The sequence below is a fragment of the Streptomyces sp. NPDC005962 genome, from assembly GCF_040629205.1.
Lineage (GTDB): Bacteria > Actinomycetota > Actinomycetes > Streptomycetales > Streptomycetaceae > Streptomyces.
The window spans coordinates 221,171-239,057 of sequence record NZ_JBEXVE010000003.1 but is presented as its reverse complement, the minus strand read 5'-3'; the positions used below and the strand labels follow the sequence as shown (position 1 = coordinate 239,057).

15 protein-coding genes and 2 tRNA genes are annotated in these 17,887 nt (G+C 70.2%); 5 read left to right on the top strand and 12 right to left on the bottom strand.

Features of this window, described 5'->3' with window-relative positions:
• Nucleotides 1-15 precede the first annotated feature (15 nt).
• Both ABZ370_RS07250 and ABZ370_RS07245 read left to right on the top strand, forming a co-directional pair.
• Entirely contained in the window at nt 16-1,005 is a 990-nt protein-coding gene (locus ABZ370_RS07250) for a hypothetical protein (RefSeq protein WP_358617687.1), read from the top strand.
• Between the two features lie 59 nt (nt 1,006-1,064).
• Entirely contained in the window at nt 1,065-1,961 is an 897-nt protein-coding gene (locus ABZ370_RS07245) for a hypothetical protein (protein WP_358617685.1), read from the top strand.
• An 85-nt stretch (nt 1,962-2,046) separates the two neighbouring features.
• On the opposite strand, the gene clpX is transcribed toward ABZ370_RS07245, so the two are convergent.
• The 5 genes from clpX to ABZ370_RS07220 form a co-directional block, all read right to left on the bottom strand.
• Nucleotides 2,047-3,333: an ATP-dependent Clp protease ATP-binding subunit ClpX gene (gene clpX, locus ABZ370_RS07240; protein WP_358617682.1), complete on the bottom strand. Its 1,287-nt coding sequence runs from the start codon at nt 3,331-3,333 to the stop codon at nt 2,047-2,049.
• A 183-nt stretch (nt 3,334-3,516) separates the two neighbouring features.
• Nucleotides 3,517-4,173, bottom strand: a complete 657-nt coding sequence (locus ABZ370_RS07235; RefSeq protein WP_358617680.1) for an ATP-dependent Clp protease proteolytic subunit — start codon at nt 4,171-4,173, stop codon at nt 3,517-3,519.
• A gap of 62 nt (nt 4,174-4,235) precedes the next feature.
• On the bottom strand, nt 4,236-4,850 hold the full coding sequence (locus tag ABZ370_RS07230; protein WP_358617678.1) for an ATP-dependent Clp protease proteolytic subunit: 615 nt from the start codon (nt 4,848-4,850) through the stop codon (nt 4,236-4,238).
• A gap of 273 nt (nt 4,851-5,123) precedes the next feature.
• Nucleotides 5,124-6,566: a trigger factor gene (tig, locus tag ABZ370_RS07225; RefSeq protein ID WP_358617675.1), complete on the bottom strand. Its 1,443-nt coding sequence runs from the start codon at nt 6,564-6,566 to the stop codon at nt 5,124-5,126.
• A gap of 154 nt (nt 6,567-6,720) precedes the next feature.
• Nucleotides 6,721-6,797, bottom strand: a tRNA-Pro gene (locus ABZ370_RS07220).
• Between the two features lie 152 nt (nt 6,798-6,949).
• Here ABZ370_RS07220 and ABZ370_RS07215 point away from each other — a divergent pair.
• Nucleotides 6,950-7,023: transfer RNA gene (locus ABZ370_RS07215), tRNA-Gly, on the top strand.
• 90 nt (nt 7,024-7,113) lie between these two features.
• Here ABZ370_RS07215 and ABZ370_RS07210 read toward each other — a convergent pair.
• Nucleotides 7,114-7,308, bottom strand: coding sequence for a hypothetical protein (locus ABZ370_RS07210; protein WP_358617673.1), 195 nt, complete (start codon nt 7,306-7,308; stop codon nt 7,114-7,116).
• A gap of 564 nt (nt 7,309-7,872) precedes the next feature.
• On the opposite strand from ABZ370_RS07210, the gene ABZ370_RS07205 reads away from it, so the two are divergent.
• Nucleotides 7,873-9,054 carry an acyltransferase family protein gene (locus tag ABZ370_RS07205; RefSeq protein WP_358617670.1) on the top strand — a complete coding sequence of 394 codons (1,182 nt, stop codon included), beginning with the start codon at nt 7,873-7,875 and terminating at the stop codon, nt 9,052-9,054.
• A 93-nt stretch (nt 9,055-9,147) separates the two neighbouring features.
• Here ABZ370_RS07205 and ABZ370_RS07200 read toward each other — a convergent pair whose 3' ends face one another.
• The 5 genes from ABZ370_RS07200 to ABZ370_RS07180 all read right to left on the bottom strand — a co-directional run bounded on the left by ABZ370_RS07200 (nt 9,148) and on the right by ABZ370_RS07180 (nt 15,359).
• Entirely contained in the window at nt 9,148-11,655 is a 2,508-nt protein-coding gene (locus tag ABZ370_RS07200) for an FtsX-like permease family protein (RefSeq protein WP_358617668.1), read from the bottom strand.
• On the bottom strand, nt 11,652-12,464 hold the full coding sequence (locus tag ABZ370_RS07195; protein ID WP_358617665.1) for an ABC transporter ATP-binding protein: 813 nt from the start codon (nt 12,462-12,464) through the stop codon (nt 11,652-11,654). Before ABZ370_RS07195 ends, ABZ370_RS07200 begins: the two co-directional genes overlap by 4 nt.
• Nucleotides 12,465-12,581: 117 nt before the next feature.
• Nucleotides 12,582-13,727: a PP2C family protein-serine/threonine phosphatase gene (locus ABZ370_RS07190; RefSeq protein WP_358617663.1), complete on the bottom strand. Its 1,146-nt coding sequence runs from the start codon at nt 13,725-13,727 to the stop codon at nt 12,582-12,584.
• A 334-nt stretch (nt 13,728-14,061) separates the two neighbouring features.
• Nucleotides 14,062-14,871 carry a DNA-formamidopyrimidine glycosylase family protein gene (locus ABZ370_RS07185; RefSeq protein WP_358617661.1) on the bottom strand — a complete coding sequence of 270 codons (810 nt, stop codon included), beginning with the start codon at nt 14,869-14,871 and terminating at the stop codon, nt 14,062-14,064.
• A complete protein-coding gene (locus ABZ370_RS07180; RefSeq protein WP_358617658.1) occupies nt 14,871-15,359 on the bottom strand; it encodes a ribose-5-phosphate isomerase in 489 nt (162 codons plus the stop codon). Before ABZ370_RS07180 ends, ABZ370_RS07185 begins: the two co-directional genes overlap by 1 nt.
• 183 nt (nt 15,360-15,542) lie before the next feature.
• On the opposite strand from ABZ370_RS07180, the gene ABZ370_RS07175 reads away from it, so the two are divergent.
• On the top strand, nt 15,543-16,970 hold the full coding sequence (locus ABZ370_RS07175; RefSeq protein WP_358617656.1) for an amino acid permease: 1,428 nt from the start codon (nt 15,543-15,545) through the stop codon (nt 16,968-16,970).
• Between the two features lie 120 nt (nt 16,971-17,090).
• Here ABZ370_RS07175 and ABZ370_RS07170 read toward each other — a convergent pair whose 3' ends face one another.
• Entirely contained in the window at nt 17,091-17,684 is a 594-nt protein-coding gene (locus ABZ370_RS07170; protein WP_358617654.1) for a biotin transporter BioY, read from the bottom strand.
• Nucleotides 17,685-17,887: the final 203 nt, after the last annotated feature.

Below are 17,887 nucleotides of genomic sequence, written 5' to 3'. Positions count from 1 at the left end.
TAACGAGGGAAAAAGATGAGCTACAACCAGCCGGGCCCCTACGGCCAGCAGCCCCAGCAGCCGGGTCCGTACGGACAAGGCGGTGCCGCCGGCCAGCCCGGCTACGGCTACCCGCAGCAGCCGCCCCAGCAGCCCGGTCCGTACGGCCAGCCGCAGCAGCCCGGCTACGGTCACCCGCAGCAGCCCGGCCAGCCGCCGAACCCGTACGGCCAGCAGCAGCCGTACGGCCAGCAGCCCTATGGCCAGCAGCCGTACGGCCAGCCGGCCATGCCGGGGCCGTACCAGCCGGGCCCGGGCCAGGGCGGCGGCAAGAAGAAGGGCCTGGCGATAGCCATCGGCGCGGTGGTCGTGGTGGCCGCGGTGGTCGGCGGCATCATGGTGTTCAAGGGGGGCGACGGCGGCGGCACGGTCGCCGACGACGGCAAGCGGTACAAGCTCACCACCCCGGAGACGGTGGCCACCGAGTACACCAAGCAGGCCGGCAGCGACGACTCGATGACCTCCAGCGACACCGGCGACTTCGAGAAGTTCGGTGTGGAGAACCCGAAGGGCGCGGGCGCGGACTACAAGGCCGGTTCCGGGATGTCCGTGAAGCAGCTGCAGTTCAAGGGCGTCTGGGGCGAGGTGAAGGACCCCGAGACGGTCGTCGACGGCGCCTTCTCGAAGATGGCGAACGAGGCCACCAAGGACTCGTCGACCGACAGCAGCGGCGGGAAGGCCGAACTCGTCGGCAGCCCCGAGAAGGTGACCCCCGCCGGGACGGACGACGCCGTCATCAAGTGCCAGAACGCCAAGTTCACCCCGGGTTCCGGCGCGAGCGCGAGCGGTGTGGGCAGCAAGGGCTTCACCGTTCCGATCTGCATGTGGGGCGACCACAGCACGGTCGGCTTCGTGATCGTGTCCGACGCCGCCGCCGTGATCTCCGGCGGGGGCATGTCGATGGACCAGGCCGGGGACATCACCGCGAAGGTCCGCAAGGACGTCCGCGTCGAGATCCCGAAGTAGCGGTTCCGCAGCGCCCCGTCCACACGCCGCCCACGGTCCGGAGGGATACCCCCACACCCATGAGCCACAACCAGCCACCGCCGCCGCCCGGTCCCTACGGGGGCGGCGGACCCGGCCCGTACGGGGGCGCGCAGCCCAATCCGTACGGCGGGGGGCAGCCGCCGTCCGCGGAGCCCAATCCCTATGCCCAGAACCCGGGTTACGGCTATCCGCAGACGCCCCAGCCGGGATACGGCTATCCGCAGACGCCCCAGCCGGGGTACGGCTATCCGCAGCAGCCGGGTCCCTATGGACAGCATGGACAGCCCCCGCAGCCCGGGTACCCCGTGCCGCCCGGGCCCGCGCCGGGCCGCAATCGCACCACGATCATCGCGATGTCGGCGGCGGGGCTCGTGGTGGTGGGGGCGATCGTCACCGGCGCCGTGGTGCTGTCCGGCGGGAGCGACAGCGGTCCGCGGGCGATGCGGCTCGTGACCCCCAAGACGCTCGACGACGGCACGTACACCCTGGCCAAGGGCACCGACGCGCTCAAGGACGAGGGCACCAGCGTGCAGGACAGCATGCCCAAGGGCGCGACCTCGGTCCTCGGCCAGTACCAGCGCGCCGACGACGAGAACTCGGGGCTCGCGTTCTCCGGTATGTACGGGGAGATCAACGACCCCGACCGGGTTCAGGACGGGATGTTCAAGGGCTTCGAGGGCGGCGAGGGCTCCCCGGCGGTCGAGCAGAAGCGCAAGACGTTCCGGCCGGACGGCGCGGACGGCCCCGCCATAGACTGCGAGGTCGTGAAGATGTACGACCGGATCTACGCCCCGGCGTGCGCGTGGGCCGAGGAGACGGACGCGGCGATGGTGCTGGACGTCAACGCGGAGAACACGACCGCGTCCGACGTCGACATGGAAGCCTTCGCGAAGGTGACCGCGGGCATCTACAAGGACACCCGCAAGCCCGCCTGAGCCGCCCACAGGGCGCGTACGGCCCTGGGACGCGAAGAGGGCCCCGGGAGACCGGGGCCCTCTTCGTATGCGCTCTACGCGGCGCTCACGCGCTCTTCTCGTGCCGTTCACCCGGCTCGGTGCCGCGCGAGCGGGGCACCAGCGTCGGGTTGACGTTCGAGTGGACGACGTCCTCGGTGATGACGACGCGGGCCACGTCCTTGCGGGACGGCACCTCGTACATCGCCGACATCAGGACCTCTTCGATGATGGCGCGCAAGCCCCGCGCGCCCGTGCCGCGCAGGATCGCCTGGTCGGCGATGGCCTCCAGGGCCGGACGGTCGAAGTCCAGCTCCACACCGTCGAGTTCGAACAGCCGCTGGTACTGCTTGACGAGCGCGTTCCGCGGCTCGACCAGGATCTGCAGCAGCGCCTCGCGGTCGAGGTTGTGCACGGAGGTGATGACGGGGAGGCGGCCGATGAACTCCGGGATCATCCCGAACTTCACCAGGTCCTCCGGCATGACCTCCTGGAACTGGTCGCTCGCCTCGATCTCGCGCTTGGAGCGGATCGTGGCGCCGAAGCCGATGCCCTTGGCACCGGCCCGCGACTCGATGATCTTCTCCAGACCGGCGAAGGCACCGCCCACGATGAACAGCACGTTCGTCGTGTCGATCTGGATGAATTCCTGGTGCGGGTGCTTCCGGCCGCCCTGCGGCGGAACGGAGGCGGTGGTGCCCTCAAGGATCTTCAGCAGCGCCTGCTGCACGCCCTCGCCGGAGACGTCACGGGTGATCGAGGGGTTCTCGCTCTTGCGGGCCACCTTGTCGATCTCATCGATGTAGATGATGCCCGTCTCGGCCTTTTTGACGTCGTAGTCGGCGGCCTGGATCAGCTTGAGGAGGATGTTCTCCACGTCCTCGCCGACGTAGCCCGCCTCGGTGAGCGCGGTGGCGTCGGCGATGGCGAAGGGAACGTTGAGCATCCGGGCGAGAGTCTGCGCGAGCAGGGTCTTCCCGGAGCCCGTCGGACCGAGCAGCAGGATGTTGGACTTCGCCAACTCGATGCCGTCGTCCTTGCTGTGGCTGCCGTTCTCACCGGCCTGGACCCGCTTGTAGTGGTTGTACACCGCGACGGACAGGGCCTTCTTGGCGGCCTCCTGGCCGACCACATAGCCCTCGAGGAACTCGGAGATCTCACGCGGCTTGGGGAGTTCCTCCCACCGCACTTCCGATGTCTCGGCCAGCTCTTCCTCGATGATCTCGTTGCAGAGATCGATGCACTCATCGCAGATGTACACACCAGGGCCCGCGATGAGCTTCTTCACCTGCTTCTGGCTCTTCCCGCAGAACGAGCACTTGAGCAGGTCGCCGCCGTCACCGATGCGTGCCACGAGGTGCTTCCCCTTCGCCTTGGAACCGCTTTTGCTCCGCGGAACCGGGTGCTTGCGCTGCGAGCTTTCCGCCTGTTGTTTCCGGGGCCGGCCCCCAGCCCTCTATGACGGTACCTTGCCGGGCCCCCGGTTCGGGCCCCCCTTGGACCTAACTGGTCCAAGGGGCGCCGGGTCGCCCTGGCTTCAGCCCAGGCCGACCGAGGTCTTACGAGTCGAGACGATCTGGTCGACCAGACCGTACTCCAGCGACTCCTCGGCGGTCAGGATCTTGTCCCGCTCGATGTCGTCGCGAATCTTCTCGATCGGCGTGGTGGAGTGCTTGGCCAGCATCTCCTCCAGCTGCGCCCGCATCCGCAGGATCTCGTTGGCCGCGATCTCCAGGTCGGAGACCTGGCCCCGGCCGGTCTCGCTGTACGGCTGGTGGATCAGGATACGGGCATTGGGCAGTGCCATCCGCTTGCCGGGGGTACCGGCGGCGAGCAGCACGGCCGCGGCGGACGCCGCCTGGCCCATGCAGACCGTCTGAATATCGGGCTTGACGAACTGCATCGTGTCGTAAATGGCGGTCAGCGCGGTGAACGAGCCGCCGGGCGAGTTGATGTAGACCGAGATGTCGCGGTCCGGGTCCATCGACTCCAGGCACAGGAGCTGCGCCATGACGTCGTTGGCCGAGGCGTCGTCGATCTGGACGCCCAGGAAGATCACGCGCTCTTCGAAGAGCTTCGCATACGGGTCGTACTCCCGGACACCCTGGGAGGTGCGCTCGACGAAGCGCGGGACGACATAGCGCGATTCGGCCATCGGGCCGTCGTAGAGGCCGCTGCCGGGAATGTTGTTCATCTGGGTGTTCACCATCCTGTGGCGATCAAAGGGCTGGAGGTCGGCTATCGGGACGGCGGGGCTCAGGCCCCGGTGCCGCCCCCGCCCGGAACGCCAGAGGCCGAGGCCATGACGTCGTCGACCAGGCCGTACGCCTTGGCCTCCTCGGCGGAGAACCAGCGGTCGCGGTCGGAGTCGCGGGTGATCTGCTCGACGGTCTGACCGGTGTGGAACGCGGTCAGCTCGGCCATCCGCTTCTTGGTGTGCAGCAGCCGCTCGGCGTGGATCTTGATGTCCGAGGCCGAACCGGCCAGACCCGCGGACGGCTGGTGGATCAGGATCTCGGCGTTCGGCAGCGCGAACCGCTTGCCGGGGGTGCCCGCGCTCAGCAGGAACTGCCCCATCGAGGCGGCGAGGCCCATCGCGATGGTGACGACGTCGTTCGGAATGAACTGCATGGTGTCGTAGATCGCCATGCCCGCCGAGATCGAGCCACCCGGAGAGTTGATGTAGAGGTTGATGTCCTTGTCCGGGTCCGCGGCGAGCAGGAGCAGCTGCGCGGTGATCTTGTTGGCGATTTCGTCGTCGACCTGCTGGCCGAGGAAGATGATCCGCTCACCGAGCAGCCGGTTGTAGACCTGGTCGCCGAGGCCACCGCCGGTCGGCTCGCCGGCGGCGGAAGGCATCGTATTCGTCACGTATCCACCTGCTCGTCTCTGACGGCGACTGGCCGTCTCAGCGTCTTCTTCTGGGCTCGGGACGGGCCGGCCGGTGCGATCCGGCGGGCCTGCGAGACTCCCTGCCCTCGTATCTACGGACCCTAACGCGCTGGTCGGCGGGCGCCATCCCGCATCAGGAACTGTTCGCTCTGAGCGCAGGTCCACCGGCGCCGCGGACTTCGCGGAACACGAACGGGCCCGGACGCGCGCAGACGTTCGGGCCCGTTCGTACGGGCTGTGGAGCGGCGAGGGTCAGCCCTCGGCCTTCTCCTGGCCCTTCTCCTGCTCGGGAGCGGCCTCGGTGGCGGCGTCGGCGGTCTTCTCGTCCGCCTCCACTGCCTCGGTGCCCTCGGCGGCGGCCTCGACCGTCTCGGCGGTCTCGTCCTCGTCGTCCAGGTCGACGGTCTCGCCCTTGTCGTCCACGACCTTGGCGGCCTCGACCACGACGGCGAGCGCCTTGCCACGGGCGACCTCACCGACGAGCATCGGCACCTGGCCACCCTCGACGACCTGCTGGGCGAACTGGTCCGGGCTCATGCCGGAGGACTGCGCACGGCGCATCAGGTGCTCGGTGAGCTCTTCCTGACCGACGGACAGCTGCTCCTTGTTGACCAGCTCGTCGAGGACGAACTGGGTCCGGATGCCCTTCTCGGCCTGCTCCTTGAGCTCGGCGTCGAACTCCTCGGCGGACTTGCCCTGAAGCTCCAGGTAGGACTCCAGGTTCAGGCCCATCTGGCCGAGCTGGTGGTGCTCCAGGTTGTGCTTCCGGGTCTGGAGCTCGTCCTCGAGCAGCTTCTCGGGGATCGGCACCTCGACCAGCTCCAGGAGGGCGTCCAGCACCTTCTCCTGGGCCTGGGTGGCCTGGTCGTACTTCTTCGACTGCTCCAGGCGCTTGCGGCTGTCGCCGCGCAGCTCCTCGAGGGTGTCGAACTCACTGGCCAGCTGGGCGAAGTCGTCGTCCAGCTCGGGCAGCTCACGGGCCTTGACCTCGGTGACCTTGACGGAGACCTCGGCCTCCTTGCCCTGCGCGGAGCCGCCCTTGAGGTCGGAGGCGAAGGTGGCGGTGCCACCGGCCTCCAGGCCGGTCACGGCCTCGTCGATGCCGTCGAGCAGCTCACCGGAGCCGATGGTGTAGGTGACGCCCTCGGCGACACCGTCCTCCAGCACCTCGCCGTCGACCTTGGCCTCCAGGTCGATCACCACGATGTCGCCCTCGGCGGCGGCGCGCTCGACGGGGCTGGTGGTGGCGAAGCGGTCACGCAGCTGCTCGACCGACTTGTCGATGTCCTCGTCCGAGACCTCGATCGAGTCGACGGTGACCTCGATGCCGGAGTAGTCCGGGATCTCGATCGTCGGGCGGATGTCCACCTCGGCGGTGAACGTGAGCAGCTCGTTGTCCTTGAGCTCGGTGATGTCGACCTCGGGCTGGCCGAGCGGGTTCAGCTCACCCTCGTTGACCGCCTCGGTGTAGAACTTCGGGAGGGCGTCGTTGACGGCCTCCTCCAGCACCGCGCCGCGGCCGAAACGCTGGTCGATGATCCGGGCCGGGATCTTGCCCTTACGGAAGCCTGGCACCGTGACCTGCTGGTTGATCTTCTTGTACGCCGCGTCGAGGCTGGGCTTGAGCTCCTCGAAGGGCACCTCGACAGTGAGCCGAACCCGGGTCGGGTTCAGGTTCTCCACGGCGCTCTTCACGGTTCGGTCTCCTTGGGGCTGACGTGTGGTGTTCTGCTGCCTCGCACTGATGCTTCGCAGCGGATCGCGCCCGGTAAAGAAAGACACAGACGCGCAGCTTGCATAGTAACCGCAAGCATGACGCGGCCCACAATGCGATCTTGACGCCTGTGGATGGTCGGGGTGGCCGGATTCGAACCGACGACCTTCCGCTCCCAAAGCGGACGCGCTACCAAGCTGCGCCACACCCCGTCGGTGCGACACGTAGGGTACATGGCCGCGGACGGCCCGGCCCCCCGATATTCCACCGGTGGGCAAGGGTGTGCGGGAGAGGCCCCGGACCCGCTACGATGCTTTCCGTACCGCGGCCACAGGTGATCACACCTTGGTCACGCGCGGTGCGTGCGGGCGTAGCTCAATGGTAGAGCCCCAGTCTTCCAAACTGGCTACGCGGGTTCGATTCCCGTCGCCCGCTCCACGACGTACGAAGGCCCGGCCCCGAGGATCTCCCCGGGGCCGGGCCTTCGGCGTTTGCGGACCAGCCGGTCAGCGGTCGATCAGCGCTCGATCAGAGGTTGACGTCGCCGATGGAGCTGGCGACGGAGTCCAAAAAGTCCTGGATGTTCGGCGCCAGATCGGAAGAGGCCAGCAGGAAGCCGAAGAGAGCGGCGACGAGCGCCGGCCCCGGCTTCATCTTCCCGGCACGGATCATCAGTACGAGGATGATCCCCACCAGCACCACCAATGACAGGGAAATGACCACAGCTGATCACGCTTCCTCGGTCGCTCATGTCTTCACCCGGCCCCGGAAGCACGCGACCTCGCACACCCCCGCTGACAACCATCGTGCCATCAACTGCCGCTCCACAGCAGCAGGGTGGGGCGACCACCTGCGTCGGTACACACCACACCCACCCACTCGGTACCCCGCCGGGAATGCCTTACACGGACGGACACGGGTGACGCTCCCCACAATTCCGTGGATCAATTTTCGACCTGATCCCATAACCCGGAAGGGAATTCCGATTTCCATGAATCAGACATTTCACTGGAGACGCCTGAGGGGCATATGCACCATTTAAGGTGGATGAAACCCGACAGAACGGGCGCCCTTGGTCCCCATATCGAACAGCCGGATCGCTATGTCGACTTGATAACGGTCGGCTATCGGCCGGAGTGTGAACCGTATTACCGGGGAAGAGCAGGGCGAGGTTTTACGCAATAGAGGTTTCGGCGCTATCGTGCCTCAGATGTTCCACGCTGCCATCTCTCCCCCACGCGCAGTGCGGTCCCGGGTGCTCTCCCCCAGCTCCTGGTGGGAGGGCCTGTGACCAACTCCCTGCGCCCGCACGGTTCCCAGCGGTCCCCGCTCCCCCCGGCCCGGGAGGCCGAGGCTGCGGCGCCCCCCACGCCGCAGCGCGAAGAAGCAGGGCGTCAGGCGACTACGCCCGCCGCCAGTGCCCCTGCCGGGCAGAAGCCGAAGCAGCGGGACGCGTTCTTCGACAACGCCAAGTACCTCGCGATCGTCCTGGTCGCGATGGCCCACTCGTGGGAGCCGCTCACCGATACGAGCCGCACCGCGGAAGCCCTGTACATGACGGTGTACACCTTCCACATGCCGGCCTTCATCATCATCTCCGGCTTCTTCTCGCGCAGTTTCGACATGCGGCCCGACCGGCTCAAGAGGCTCATCACCGGGGTCGCGGTGCCCTATGTGCTCTTCGAGGTCGCGTACAGCTTCTTCAAGCGCTGGGCCGACGACGACCCGAGCCACCCGATCAGCCTGCTCGACCCCTGGTACCTGACCTGGTTCCTGGTCGCCCTGTTCGTGTGGCGGCTGACGACGCCGATCTGGAAGCTGGTGCGCTGGCCGGTCCCGCTGTCGCTGGCGGTCGCCACCCTGGCGTCCGTCTCGCCCGACATCGGCGACGACCTCGACCTCCAGCGGGTCCTGCAGTTCCTGCCGTTCTTCGTCATCGGCCTGTGCATGAAGCCCGAGCACTTCCAGATGATGCGGGGCCGCAGGATGCGGATCGCGTCCGTGCCGATCTTCGCCGGTGCCCTGCTGTTCGCCTACTGGGCGGCGCCCCGGATGAACTCGGCCTGGTTCTACCACCGTGACAGCGTCCAGGAGCTGCACGCCCCGGCGTGGACCGGCCCCGTGATGACCCTGGCCATGTTCGGCTGCTCGATGGTCCTCGTGGCGTGCTTCTTCGCCTGGGTGCCCCGCCGGCACATGTGGTTCACCGTGCTGGGCGCCGGAACGCTGTACGGCTACCTGCTGCACGGCTTCCTCGCCAAGGGCTCCCGCTTCTGGGGCTGGTTCGACATCGCCTGGCTGCACAAGCCGCTGGGTGAGATCACCGTCACCATCGTCGCCGCCAGTGTCATCACCGTGCTGTGCACCCCGCCGGTGCAGCGCGCCTTCCGCTTCGCGATGGAGCCGAAGATGGCGTGGGCCTTCCGCAAGGACCCCAACGAGCAGGCCCGTCACCGTACGGCCGCCTGACGGCTTTCACGATCGAGGGGCCGGGACCGTGTACGCACGGTCCCGGCCCTTTTCGCTGCCCGCTCACCCCTGCTGCCCGCTCGTCCCTTCCGGTCACTCCCCCGCGGGCGTCTCCCGGCGCAGCGCCGCCCGGGCGGGCAGGGCGGTCGCCGCGAGCCCGAGCGCCACGGCCGCGCCCACGAACCCGGCGTAGGTCAGCGGCGGCAGGTACGGACCCTCTCCGGTCAGCCCGCGCGCCATCGGTACGAGCGTGGCCAGGGCGATCGCCGTGCCCAGCACGACACCGGCCGTGGCCACGAGCAGCGCCTCCCAGCGCACCATCCCCAGCACCTGCCGCCGGGTCGATCCGATCAGGCGCAGGGTGCCCAGCTCCCGGCGGCGGTCGAGGACCGTCATCACCAGGGTGTTGACGGCGGCGACCGCGGCGAACCCGCCGAGCACCGCGGCCATGGTGGTGTTCGACCAGGCGTTCAGCGCGCGGTCCCGGTCCTGGGCGGCCGCGTAGCCGTCCCGGCCGGTGACCCGCTCACCGAGCCGCTTCCCGAGCGCCGCCGCGACCGTCCCGCGGTCCGCGTCCGGGTCGTCCCGTACCAGCACGTCGCCGTCGAAGGCCGAGGTGACGTGGGCCGCCAGGGCCGCGCGGGGCAGGGTGATCCGGGCGAGGCCCAGGCCCCGGCCGTATGTCGCGACCACCTCGGGCGCGGCCGTGGTGCCGTCGGGGAGGCGGAGCCGGAGCCGGTCGCCCAGGCGGACGTGCGCGGATTTCGCGAGGCTCGTGTCGACCGCCACCCGGCCCGGCCCCAGGTCCGCCAGGCGGCCGGTGCGGACGTCCAGGTCCTGTACGGCCGCCAGCGCGCGGCCGGTGCCGGAGACGCCCTGGGCCGTCGCGCCCTCCAGCCCGGAGCCCACCGGCACGAGCACCCCGGTACGCAGCACGCCCACCGCGGCCGCCACGCCCGGTACGGAGGCGGCGCGGTCGGCCGTGCCGTCCGGGAGACCGCCGGGGGCGGAGACGACGTGGTCGGCGACGATCCCGGCGCGCCGCTGGGCGGCCATGGCGTGGTCCTCGCTGGTGTGCAGGAACACGAGCGTCGAGGAGAACGCCATCGCCAGCACGATCGGGGTGATCGCCGAGGCCAGCCTGCGGGAGTTGGCCAGGGTGTTGGCCGATGCCAGGACGGCCGGGGCCGCGCCCGCGCGCAGTGGCAGCCCGATCAGCCAGGCGCACAGCCGGGCGACCAGCGGGCCGAGCAGGGCCACGGCCAGCATGAAGAGCATCACGATCCCGAGCGCCGTATCGGCCGCTTCCTCCCCGGAGGCCGAGGCGGCGATCCCGGCCAGCACGACGCCGCCGACCAGGGCCGCCGTGCCCAGCACGGTACGGATCGCCCCGGGGCGCAGCCGTTCGACGGCCGCCTCGCCGAGCGCCTGGCCGGGTGTGATGCGCGCCGGGCGGCGGGCGGCCGTCCATCCCGCCAGGAGCGAGGTTCCCAGCCCCGCGCCGACGGCGGTGACGAGCGGAATCCAGGAGACCGAGAGCTCCACGGGGGCGGGGATCGCGCCCTTGTCCTCCAACTGCCCGAACCACCAGTGCGCGAGGGCGATGCCGGGCAGGCAGCCCAGGGCGCCCGCGAGCGGGGCGACGAGCAGCGCTTCGACGGCGATGGAGCGGCGGATCTGGCGCGGGGTGGCGCCGATCGCGCGCAGCAGGGCGACCTCGCGGGCGCGCTGGCCGACGGAGAGGGCGACGGTGCCCGCGGCGGTGAAGACGGCGACGGCGGTGGCGATCCCGCCGAAGGAGCCGCCGAGGGCGGTGAGCAGTTCCCTGGCCCCCGCGATCGAGGGGTCCTCGACCGCGCCGCGACCGTCGCCGGTGTGCACCCGCGCGGTGGTGCCGTACGCGTCCTTCAGGTGCGCGGCCAGGCGGTCCGTACTGGTGCCGGGGGCTGGGCGGACGAGGATCGCGTCGACGGTACGGGGGTGGCCGGACAGGGCCCGGGCGCGGGCGTCGGTGAACCAGGCCGTGGGCCCGTCCTCGGCCGCGCTCCGGGCGATGCCGGACACCCGGAAGGTGTGCGGGCCGTCCGGGGCGCTCACCGTGACACGGCCGCCCACGCCGGTGCCCGTCGCGCGGGCGGCTCGCCGGCCGAGCACGACGTCGCCCGCCCGGGGCGGGGTGCCGGTGGCGAGCGTCACGCCCGTGAAGGGGGCCGCGCCCCAGCCGTGGCCGGTCAGCGCGGTGTGCGAGGCGCCGCGTAGCGGGAAGGTCGTATCGGGTGCGGCGGCCGCCGTTCCGGGGGTGCGGGCGGCGGTGGTGACGAGCGCGGCGTCGAGCCGGGCCCGGTCGGGGACCGGTTCGGACTCGTCCTCCCGGTCCTCGCCGCGGCCGACGACGTGGTGCGCACGCTGGTCGGCGGCGACGACGAGCGGGGCACTCGCGTAACGCTCGGGCGGTACGGAGGCCCGTATACCGGTCTCCAGCAGGATGCCGCAGGCGGACACGATCATCGCGGTCATCATCAGGGCGACGAAGGTGCCCGCGAAGGCGGCGGGCTTGAAGCGGACGGACGCGCGGGCCAGTCCGTTGGTGAAGGCCCTCACCGGACGACGGCGAGACCGGCGGGGGTGCGGGCGGTGAGCCTGGTCATCCGGTCGGCGATCTCGGATGCCGGGGCGCGGGTGAGCCGGTCGGCGATCGAACCGTCCGCGAGGAAGAGCACCCGGTCGGCGTAGCTCGCGGCCACCGGGTCGTGCGTGACCATCACCACGGTCGCGCCGAGCGCGTCCACCGCGTGCCGCAGCAGCCCGAGCACCTCGGCGGCGGTGACCGTGTCCAGGGCGCCGGTCGGCTCGTCGGCGAAGACCACGTCGGGGCGGGTGACCAGGGCGCGGGCGATGGCCACGCGCTGCTGTTGCCCGCCGGACAGCTGCCCCGGGCGGCGCCGGGCGTGCTCGTGCAGCCCGACCCGGGCCAGCACCTCGTGGGCCCGGTGACGGTCGGGGCGGGCACCGGCGAGCCGCATCGGGAGCAGCACGTTCTGCTCGACGGTGAGGGAGGGGAGCAGGTTGAAGGCCTGGAAGACGAAGCCGAGGCGGCTGCGGCGCAGCGTGGTGAGCTTGTTCTCGCTCAGTCCGGTGATCTCGGTGCCGCCGAGCCGGACGGACCCGGCGGTCGGCCGGTCGAGTCCGGCGGCGCACTGGAGGAACGTCGACTTGCCGGAGCCCGACGGGCCCATGACGGCGGTGAAGCTGCCGTGCGGGAGGGCGAGGTCGATGCCGCGGAGCGCGTGTACGGCGTTGCCGCCGCGGCCGTAGCGGCGCTGGACGCCCTGGAGTTCGATGGCGTGGGTGGCAGGGGCGGGGTGCGGTGCCGGGGGCGCCGCTGTCGTACGCCGCTTGCGCAGCCGCATGGTGGTGGCCCTTTCCAGGAGTTCGCCCGGTGTCCTACGAACGTAGGGAGCGGGAGTGTCCCGGAGCCATGGCGGTCGCCGCCGTATGGGGGTGGGGTTAACCCCCGGTAAGCGGCCCTACTGGCGGCAGATCAGCAGGAGCGCGCGGTCGTCGTTGACGTCCTTCGCCACCGTCTCGATCAGGTGCCAGGCCGCGCCCTGGAAGCCGGAGGAGACGTAGCGGTCGGCCTCGCCCGTCAGATGGTCGATGCCCTCGCTGATGTCGCGTTCGGCGGTCTCGACGAGGCCGTCGGTGAACAGCATCAGCACGTCCCCGGGGCGCAGGGTGCCCTTGGTGGGGTCGAACTGGGCGCCGTCGTAGACGCCGAGCAGCGGGCCGTCGGCGGACTTCTCCTCCCACTTGCCGGTGCCCGCGCTGAGCTGGAGCGCGGGCAGATGACCGGCGGAGAACAGCTCGAAGTCGCCGCTGTCGAGGTCGAGTACGAGGTGGACGGAGGTCGCGAAGCCCTCTTCCCAGTCCTGGCGCAGGAGATAGCCGTTGGCGGCCGGGAGGAAGCCGTGCGGGGGCAGCGAGCCGAGGAGGCCGCCGAAGGCGCCGGAGAGCAGCAGGGCGCGGGAGGCGGCGTCCATGCCCTTGCCGGAGACGTCGGTGAGGACGACTTCGAGCGTGCGGCCGCCGTTGCCGGTGCGGGCGGCGACCACGAAGTCGCCGGAGAAGGACTGGCCGCCGGCCGGGCGCAGCGCCATCTCGCGGTGCCAGCCGCGCGGCAGGGCGGGCAGCTTGCTCTGGACGCGGATGCGTTCGCGCAGGTCGAAGAGCATGGTGCCGCCGCGCCGCCAGGGCACGCCGACCCGGCTGCGGAACTGGGCGATGAGCAGCCCGGAGAAGCCGACGGCGGCGACGACGAGGATGGTGCCGGGGGTGACCCGGGCGGAGGTGTCCTCCTCGGTGTACGGGCCGAGGACGGCGGACTCCACGATGAGGGCGGAGGCCGCGGCCGCGTACAGGGCGAGCAGGCTGGCGGGGCGCAGCAGCAGTCCGCCCGCGACGATCGGCAGGACGAGGGCGGAGGGGGCGCACCAGTCGGGTGTGGCGATGGTGCCGCAGGCGATGGCGGGGACGGCGAGGAGCAGCAGGGCGAGGGCGAGCCGGTCGGAGCCCTCGCCGCGGAAGTAGTCGACTCCGGCTTTGCGCACGCCTGTGCGAGCCCGGTGCACAGCTTTGCGCATCCGGGCCATCGGAGTGTCCGCGCCGCCAGTCATTGCACCGGGACCCTACCCACCCGTTCGGACGCGCGTCGATTCGTGGCGCGTTGAACCACCCAGCCAGGGGGGCAATCGTAAGCGAAATTCGTTCGTGCGTACGGGAAACCGCTGCTGGGGATGGGGATATGAGCGCGGAGCCGAGGGTGCTCGACCGGCTTTTTGGGATGATTGGTACGGAAAGCTGGTACCCGCCCATGGTGTCGTACCCCATACGCCGGAGAAATCCGCGCTCCGGCGGGAGTTGACCGAATGCGAGCGCTGGACCGGCGCCCGGTTCTGCGGATGAGCCTCCGACGCTCCTTTGACGACCGCTGACGGATCATCCGCGGCCTCAACGCCGCTGGCAGCCGGGGCACCAGAACAGGTTCCGGGCGGCGAGCCCGGCGGTGCGGATCTCACCGCCGCAGACGTGGCAGGGCTGCCCGGCCCGCCGGTAGACGTAGACCTCGCCGCCGTGGTCGTCGACGCGCGGCGGACGGCCCATGGCCTCGGGGGTGTGCTCGGGGCGGACCGTGTCGATCCGGTTGTTCCGTACGCCCTCGCGCATCAGCTCCGCGAGATCGGACCAGATCGCGTCCCATTCGGCGCGGGCCAGCCCGCGGCCCGGGCGGTACGGGTCGATGCCGTGCCGGAAGAGGACCTCGGCGCGGTAGACGTTGCCGACGCCCGAGACCACCTTCTGGTCCAGGAGCAGCGCGGCCACGCTGACCCGGCTGCGGGAGATCCGGGCCCAGGCGTCGCCGCCGTCGTCGGCGGGGCGCAGCGGATCGGGGCCGAGCCGGTCGTGGATCGTCTGCTTCTCGGGGTCGGTGATCAGGGCGCAGGCGGTCGGCCCGCGCAGATCCGCGTATCCACCGGGGCCGACCAGCCGCAGCCGCACGGTCTCGGTGGCAGGCGGGGCGGGGGCCGGGCCGAAGGTGTACTTGCCGAAGAGCCCGAGGTGGACGTGGACCCAGCCGGTGGCCGCGAAGTCCAGGAAGAGGTGCTTGCCGTGGGCCTCGGCGTGCTCCAGCGCCTGGCCGTCCACGAGGGCCGCCCCGTCGGCGAACTTGCCCTGGGGGCTGGTGGCACGGACGGGCCGGCCGCCGAACCGGTCGAGGTGGTCGGCGGCCAGTCGGTGGATCGTGTGCCCTTCGGGCATCAGTCGCCGGTGGGGTGATGGGCCGGGACAGGCGGCAGTTCGCCGGTGGTCTCGTAGTCGGCGAGCATGGCGATGCGGCGGCTGTGCCGCTCCTCGCCCGAGTACGGGGTGCCCAGGAAGATCTCGACGAACTTGGTCGCCTCTTCGCGGGTGTGCATGCGCCCGCCGACGCTGATCACGTTGGCGTCGTTGTGCTCGCGCGCGAGGGCGGCGGTCTGCTCGCTCCAGGCCAGTGCGGCGCGTACTCCCTTGACCTTGTTCGCCGCGATCTGCTCGCCGTTGCCGGAGCCGCCGATCACGATGCCGAGGCTGTCGGCGTCGGCGGCGGTCCGCTCGGCGGCGCGCAGGCAGAACGGCGGGTAGTCGTCCTGGGCGTCGTAGATGTGCGGGCCGCAGTCGACGGGGTCATGACCGCCCGCCCGAAGCCACTCCACCAGGTGGTTTTTCAGTTCGTATCCGGCATGATCTGAGCCGAGGTACACGCGCATGTCCTGAGTGTGGCATGGCCGTGTCTTTCCCGCCGCGCCGGGTAGGCGCTCTGTTGATTCCTCCGCAACACCAAGGAACCTCATGGAAACCTCAAGTAACAATTTGAAATCGAAGGTTCACCTGTTGGTTCTCCTGAGATTCACTGGCGTCGCTCCTATTCCGGAAGCTAAGGATCGAGCCATATGAGCGCACAACAAGGGACGTCCCCCGACGGTCTCAAGGCCGGACTCAAGAACCGCCATCTGTCCATGATCGCGATTGGCGGGGTGATCGGCGCCGGGCTGTTCGTCGGCTCCAGCGCCGGTATCGCCAAGGCCGGACCCGGCATTCTCGTCTCCTACGCACTCGTCGGCCTCATGGTCGTCCTCGTGATGCGCATGCTGGGCGAGATGGCCGCCGCGAACCCGACGTCCGGTTCCTTCTCCGCCTATGCCGACCGGGCGCTCGGCCGCTGGGCGGGCTTCTCGATCGGCTGGCTCTACTGGTTCTTCTGGGTCGTGGTGCTGGCGGTCGAGGCGACCGCCGGTGCCAAGATCCTGGAGGAGTGGTGGCCCGCCGTACCGCAGTGGGGCTGGGCGCTGATCGTGATGGTCGTGCTCACCGCCGCCAACCTGGTGTCGGTCTCGTCCTACGGTGAATTCGAATTCTGGTTCGCCGGGATCAAGGTCGTCGCGATCGCCGCCTTCATCGTCATCGGCGGGCTCGCGGTCTTCGGCCTCCTGCCGGGCTCCGAGAACGAGGGCGCGGGGCTGCACCATCTGACCGACCACAGCGGCTTCCTGCCCCACGGTCCGGGCGCGATCCTCACCGGCGTGCTGCTGGTCGTCTTCTCCTTCATGGGCAGTGAGATCGTCACCCTGGCCGCCGGTGAGTCCGAGGACCCGCAGCGGGCCGTCTCCAAGGCCACCAACAGCGTGATCTGGCGTATCGCGGTCTTCTACCTGGGCTCGATCTTCGTCGTGGTCACCCTGCTGCCCTGGAACTCCAAGTCGATCGCCAAGGACGGCAGTTACGTCGCCGCGCTCGAATCGATCGGCATTCCGCACGCCGGTCAGGTCATGAACGTCATCGTGCTGACCGCCGTGCTCTCCTGCCTCAACTCCGGCCTCTACACGGCCTCCCGGATGGCCTTCTCGCTCGGGCAGCGCGGTGACGCCCCGGCCTCGTTCGCGAAGACCAACACGCGCGGTGTGCCGCAGGCCGCGATCCTCGGCTCGGTCGTCTTCGGGTTCGTCGCGGTCTGGTTCAACTACCAGTGGCCGGACACGGTCTTCGAGTTCCTGCTGAACTCCTCCGGCGCGGTCGCGCTCTTCGTCTGGCTGGTGATCTGCTTCACCCAGCTGCGGATGCGCGGCATCATCCTGCGCGAGAACCCGGACAAGCTCGTCGTCCGGATGTGGGGCTTCCCGTATCTGACCTGGGCGACGATCGGGATGATCTCGTTCGTGCTGCTCTACATGCTCACCGACGACGACGGACGCGACCAGGTGCTGTGGTCCACGGCGGCGGCGGCCCTGGTGGTGGTCATCGCGCTGGTACGGGACCGGATCGGCGGCCCCAAGACGGTCGCCCCGGCCGAGGACTCCTCCAAGGAGTCGGTGGCCCCGTAACCCCTGGATGCCGGATACGCGTCGGGCGGGCTGGTCTTCCCCAGCCCGCCCGACGCGTATGAGCCCAACGCGTATGAGCCCGACGCGTATGAGCCCGACGCGCAAGAAGAGAGACGCGGCTCAGCCGCGGCGGCCCACCAGCTTCCAGGCGGTCGGCAGCGCGCCCATGGCCAGCGCCGCCTTCAGCGCGTCCCCGACCAGGAACGGGACCAGACCGGCGGCCACCGCCTGGCCGAGCGAGCTGTCCGTGGCCAGCGCCAGGTAGGGGACGCCGACCGCGTAGATGATCGCGGAACCGGCCGCCATCGTGCCCGCGGTGCGCAGCGCCCCCCGGTCACCCCCGCGCCGCGCCAGGGCGCCCACCACAGTCGCGGCGAGCAGCATGCCCAGCACATAGCCGAAGGACGGCATGGCGGCGCCGGAGTCGCCCTCGGCGAACCAGGGCATGCCCGCCATCCCGGCCAGCGCGTACAGGGCGAGCGACAGGAAGCCCCGGCGGGCCCCGAGCGAGGTGCCCACCAGCAGCGCGGCGAACGTCTGCCCCGTCACCGGAACCGGCGAGCCGGGCACCGGCACCGCGATCTGCGCGGCGAGTCCGGTGAGCACGGCGCCACCCACGACGAGCGCGGCGTCACGGGCGAGAACACGCCGGGCGGGGAACACCGCGTCGGCGAGGACCGTACCGGTCGGGGCGGCGGCGGAAACAGTGCTCATCAGCGGAACTCCGAGGTCAGGAGGGGGTGGACTACGCGACGGTAACCCGGCGTGGCGGCGCCGGACACCATCGGATGACCACAAAGGCCGGGCCCCGGGCTTGGCGGCTTCGGGCAGATCGGTGCGATACGGAGCGTGACGACGATGTCCGATATCCAGAAAATTTTGACGCCAATGTTGTCCTGATCGGACGCACACCTTCA

Coding starts and splice junctions, on each gene's coding strand:
- ABZ370_RS07250 (WP_358617687.1), top strand. CDS start 16: ATGAGCTACAACCAGCCGGGCCCCTACGGCCAGCAGCCCCAGCAGCCG.
- ABZ370_RS07245 (WP_358617685.1), top strand. CDS start 1,065: ATGAGCCACAACCAGCCACCGCCGCCGCCCGGTCCCTACGGGGGCGGC.
- ABZ370_RS07235 (WP_358617680.1), bottom strand. CDS start 4,173: ATGAACAACATTCCCGGCAGCGGCCTCTACGACGGCCCGATGGCCGAA.
- ABZ370_RS07195 (WP_358617665.1), bottom strand. CDS start 12,464: ATGCGGCTGCGCAAGCGGCGTACGACAGCGGCGCCCCCGGCACCGCAC.
- ABZ370_RS07190 (WP_358617663.1), bottom strand. CDS start 13,727: ATGACTGGCGGCGCGGACACTCCGATGGCCCGGATGCGCAAAGCTGTG.
- ABZ370_RS07185 (WP_358617661.1), bottom strand. CDS start 14,871: ATGCCCGAAGGGCACACGATCCACCGACTGGCCGCCGACCACCTCGAC.
- ABZ370_RS07180 (WP_358617658.1), bottom strand. CDS start 15,359: ATGCGCGTGTACCTCGGCTCAGATCATGCCGGATACGAACTGAAAAAC.
- ABZ370_RS07175 (WP_358617656.1), top strand. CDS start 15,543: ATGAGCGCACAACAAGGGACGTCCCCCGACGGTCTCAAGGCCGGACTC.
- ABZ370_RS07170 (WP_358617654.1), bottom strand. CDS start 17,684: ATGAGCACTGTTTCCGCCGCCGCCCCGACCGGTACGGTCCTCGCCGAC.